Annotated in this window: 3 protein-coding genes; 1 reads left to right on the forward strand and 2 read right to left on the reverse strand. The window is 72.2% G+C overall.

The features are described from left to right. Together G5C65_RS33890 and G5C65_RS33895 are read right to left on the reverse strand one after the other, a co-directional pair. Nucleotides 1-1,244: amidase (locus G5C65_RS33890; protein ID WP_165302894.1), on the reverse strand; the 1,244-nt coding region annotated here is incomplete at its 3' end. A gap of 154 nt (nucleotides 1,245-1,398) precedes the next feature. Further along, the gene (locus G5C65_RS33895) at nucleotides 1,399-2,385 is read right to left on the reverse strand and encodes a D-2-hydroxyacid dehydrogenase (protein ID WP_165302895.1); all 987 of its coding nucleotides are present in this window, start codon (nucleotides 2,383-2,385) and stop codon (nucleotides 1,399-1,401) included. A gap of 286 nt (nucleotides 2,386-2,671) precedes the next feature. Between G5C65_RS33895 and G5C65_RS33900 the strand changes: the two genes are divergently transcribed. After that, the coding region (locus G5C65_RS33900) for a maleate cis-trans isomerase family protein (RefSeq protein ID WP_165302896.1) at nucleotides 2,672-3,452 on the forward strand (781 nt) is incomplete at its 3' end.

Below are 3,452 nucleotides of genomic sequence, written 5' to 3' on the forward strand. Positions count from 1 at the left end.
CGCCCCACCCCGAAGGCGGTCCCCGGCATCGAGGGCGTCACCAGCAGGTCGTACCCACCGTGGCCGTGCTGGCCGCTTCCTTCGCTGCCGCTCAGGCTGTGCTTGTCGCTTCCCTCGCTGCCGCTCAGGAAGGCACCCATCCGCCTGCCCAGCGCCATCCGCTCATCGACCGCGGCGAGGTAGTCCAGCGCACTGCGTGCCGCGCCGTCCTCGCAGATCTCCCGCAGCCCCGGGTCCAGCCGCTCGCGCTGCTGCGGGGTGAAGTGCTGGGTCACCCGCGCGGCCCCGGTGAACCAGAGGGTGTGGAAGGCGTCGACGGGGTCCGCGAAGCCCGGATCCGTCTCCTCCACCCGCGCGCCCAGCTCCGCGAGCAGCGCCACGGCGCGCCGGACGGCGGCCGCCACATCCGGGTCCACCGGCACCCGCCCGCCGAAGTCGGGGGAGAAGGCCACGCGCAGTCCGCGCACCGCCTCGGTGCCGCGCGCCAGCGCGCCGCGGAAGCTGTGCTCCGGCGGGCCGAGCTGCGACCAGTCGCGCGCGTCCGGCCCCGTGATCACATCCATGAGCAGCGCCGCGTCGGCCGCGTCCCGGGTCATGGGCCCGACGTGGGCCAGGGTGCCGAAGGCGCTCGCCGGGTAGATCGGCACCCGCCCGTAGGTGGGCTTCAGCGCGAAGATGCCGCAGAACGCCGCCGGGATCCGCACCGACCCGCCGCCGTCCGTGCCCAGCGACAGCGGGCCCGCGCCGGCCGCGACGGCCGCCGCGCTGCCGCCGCTGGAGCCGCCCGCCGTACGCGCCGGGTCGTACGGGTTGCCGGTCGCGCCGTGCCGCGGGCTGTCCGTCACGCCCTTCCAGCCGAACTCCGGCGTGGTGGTCTTGCCCAGGAAGACGGCGCCGCTCTCCCGCAGCCGGGCCACCGCCGGGGCGTCCTCCTCCCAGGGGCCCTCATCGCCCACGGCCCACGAGCCCCGGTAGGTGGGCGCGCCGCGCTGGAGCAGGATGTCCTTCACCGTGACCGGTACCCCGTCCAGCGGGCCCGCGGGCTCGCCGCGCTGCCAGCGCGCGGCCGACTCCGCCGCCCGCTCCAGTGCGCCGTCGGCGTCGATCCGGACGAAAGCGTTCAGCCGCGGGTCCACCTCGGCGGCCCGCTCCAGCGCGGCGCGGGTCACCTCGACGGGGCTGAAGTCCCCGTTCTCGTATCCGCTGACGAGCCGGGCCGCGCTGAGCGCTGTGAGATCGGACAACTGAGACCTCCCGATGAGCAGGGTGAGAAGCGAACGGGGTTGCGCCCCGAAGGGGCGCGGGGAACTGCGCGACCAGCCTCCCCCAAGCTCTCGGCTTCGCTCGAGCAGGGGGTACCCCCATCGGTGCCGAAGACGAAGTCCGAGGCGGACGGGATCAACGTGCTGGACCAGCAGGCTTGGACGGTACGTAGCCAAGGTGCTTGTCGACGACATTCCGCAGCGGCTCGCCCGCCTCCCAGCGGTCGAAGTTGTCGAGGAACTGCTCGGCGAGATCGTCCCGCCAGCCGACCGTGTCCCCGCTCATATGGGGGGAGACGAACAGCCCGGGGACGTCCCACAGCCGGCTGTCGGCGGGCAGCGGCTCCCGGTCGAAGACGTCCAGCGCCGCGCCCCGGATCCGGTGCGCCACCAGCGCCTCCACCAGGTCGTCCTCGACGACGTGCTGCCCCCGGCCGACGTTGATGAAGTGGGCCCCGGGCTTCATACGCGCGAACGTCCGGGCGTCGAAGAGCCCCCGGGACTCCTCGGTGAGCGGGGCCACGCACACCACCCAGTCGGCGGAACCCAGCAGCCCGTCCAGTTCGCCGGCCGCATACACCTGTCCGAATTCCGGATCGCTCTCGCGCCGGGTGCGGCCGATGAGCTCGACAGTGACACCCAGTGCCAGCAGGGTGCGGCCAATTGCCCGCCCGATCGGCCCCGATCCCACCACCACCGCGCGGGTGCCGCCCACCCGAATTGTCTCCCGGTGCCGCCACTGCCGCTGGCGCTGCCATTCCCAGCTGCCGTGGAAATCCTTGGCCATGGCGAGTACCAGTCCGCTCACATATTCGGCAATGGGCTGGTCAAAGACGCCCCGCGCATTCGTCAGGACGGTGTCCCGGCCGTCCTCGGCCAGCTCGGGGAGCAGCTTGTCCACCCCGGCGCTCGGGGTGTGCACCCAGCGCGGCCTGGGCCCGTCGCCGGGCCATGCCTCGCGCACCGCGGTGGACAGGAAGTCCCAGACCAACAGCACGTCCGCCGCCGGGAGTTGCCCGGCGAGCGACTGCTCGTCGGCGTGCACGACGCGGGCACGCCCCCGGAGCCGGTCGAGCGGCGGCAGCGGCTCTGCATCGAGGACAAGGACGCATGTTCCGGACATTGGCAGGAAACCATTTCGAAACGTGGGGACGGTTGACTGTGCGGCGCTGGAGACGTGCGGGACGGGCAGGGCGGGACACGTGCGACGGCGGCGGATCGGCCCCACGGATACGGTGATCGGCCGAGGATTGACCACGGTAGGGAGCAGAAACTACCTTCGTCAACAAAGACATCTGTCCCGGCGTCCCGGCTTCTGACCGGCTTAGCAATTTCCTCTGACCTCCGTCTGACTCAGGGGCCATCTGGCCATGCCATGAGCCACCCCTCCGTTCTTTTGGGGCCCGAAAATGGACGTCTCCTTCCTCGGTGGACCGCAGCCACAGCGTGGCGTCGGAATCGTCGCTCCGTTCGACTTCGCTCTCGACCGAGAGCTCTGGCGTTGGGTGCCGGACGACGTGTCCCTGCACATGACGCGAACCCCTTTTGTGCCCGTTGAGGTCAGCCTCGACCTCGCCCGCCTGGTCAGCGAGCACGAGACGCTGCGCGAGGCGGTACGGGCGCTGTGCGCCGTGGCCCCGGAGGTCGTGGCCTACGCCTGCACCTCCGGCAGCTTCGTCGGCGGCTCGGCCGGCGAGCGGGCGATGGCCGCGGCCATGACCCAGGCCGGAGAGGTGCCCGCGCTCACCACGTCGGGCGCCCTGACCGAGGCGCTGCGGGAGATCGACGCCCGGCGCATCGCCCTCGTCACGCCCTACACCAAGTCCGTCACCGACTCGCTGGAGGAGTTCCTCGGCGAGGCGGGCATCGAGATCACCGGCCGCAGCTACCTCGGTCTGACCCGGGAGATCTGGCGCGTGCCCTACCGCGACGTGGTCGACATGGCCAGGGAAGCGGTCGCCGGCGGCCCGGACGCGCTCTTCATCAGCTGCACCAACCTGCCCACCTACGACGTCATCCCACAGCTGGAGGCGGAGCTGCGGATGCCCGTGCTCTCCGCGAACCAGGTCACCATGTGGGCCGCGCTGCGGAGCATCGGCAAGGAAGCGGTGGGCCCCTACCAGGCCCTTCTCGACCCCGTGGCCCGCCGGGGCCCCGCCGCGATGCCCCCGGCGGGCCACGGGGTCGAGA

This window comes from Streptomyces boncukensis (genome assembly GCF_011045075.1).
In the GTDB taxonomy this organism is placed as follows: Bacteria; Actinomycetota; Actinomycetes; order Streptomycetales; family Streptomycetaceae; genus Streptomyces; species Streptomyces boncukensis.

Coding starts and splice junctions, on each gene's coding strand:
- G5C65_RS33895 (WP_165302895.1), bottom strand. CDS start 2,385: ATGTCCGGAACATGCGTCCTTGTCCTCGATGCAGAGCCGCTGCCGCCG.